Origin of the sequence: Stenotrophomonas sp. HMWF023 (assembly GCF_003060985.1) — a bacterium.
In the GTDB taxonomy this organism is placed as follows: Bacteria; Pseudomonadota; Gammaproteobacteria; order Xanthomonadales; family Xanthomonadaceae; genus Stenotrophomonas; species Stenotrophomonas lactitubi.
In genome coordinates this window covers 3,466-4,277 of the sequence record NZ_QAIJ01000207.1, presented here as the reverse complement: position 1 = coordinate 4,277, position 812 = coordinate 3,466, and the positions used below count along the sequence as shown (strand labels likewise).

The following is an 812-nucleotide window of genomic DNA, read 5'->3' as shown; positions in this document are numbered from 1 at the left end:
CCACCGGACCCACCCCGCCATCTCCCGGAATGCCAGCCCTTGACGTTGCTGTTGCCGTTGCTCCGGCCTCTGCGGGTGCAGGGCGCAGCCCTGCCGAACCCCCATACTTGCAACGGTCATCTTCCCGGTCCACACTTCGTTGCCGATCTGAAGACGGCAACGATGACCAAGAAGATCCCGCTGTTGATCGATACCGACCCCGGTGTCGACGACGCACTGGCCCTGCTGATGGCCTTCGCCGATGAACGGCATGACGTGGTCGCGCTGACCATCGCCGCCGGCAACGTAGGCCTGCAGTACACCGTCCGCAACGCCCTCAAGCTCTGCGACATCGTCGGCCGCACCGACGTGCCGGTGTTCGCCGGCAGTCCCGATCCGCTGCTGCATCCGTCCGTTGACGCCGCCCACGTGCATGGCCGTGATGGCTACGGCGACGTGGACCTGCCGCCGCCCAGTCGCCAGGCCGACGCCGAGCACGCTGCATTGGCAATCCTGCGTTTGTCGCACGAACATGCCGGCGAACTGATGCTGGTGATGCTCGGCCCGCTGACCAACCTGGCGCTGGCCCTGAAGCTCGACCCGACGCTGCCACAGCGCATCAAGCGCATCGTGGTGATGGGCGGCGCAGTCACCTGCCACGGCAACATCACCCCCGCCGCCGAATTCAACATCGCCTTCGATCCGGAAGCGGCGCATGTGGTGTTCACCGCGTTCCCGCACCTGCTGGTGTCGGACTGGGAAGCTACCGTTGCCCACGGCCTGCCGCTGACCGAAGCCGAACAGTGGCTGGGCGCCGATTCCGATCGCGCGCG

The 812-nt window shown here is 66.6% G+C and carries 1 protein-coding gene; it reads left to right on the top strand.

Annotated elements, in window-relative coordinates:
* Positions 1-162 precede the first annotated feature (162 nt).
* The coding region (locus DBR20_RS11235) for a nucleoside hydrolase (protein ID WP_258223302.1) at positions 163-812 on the top strand (650 nt) is incomplete at its 3' end.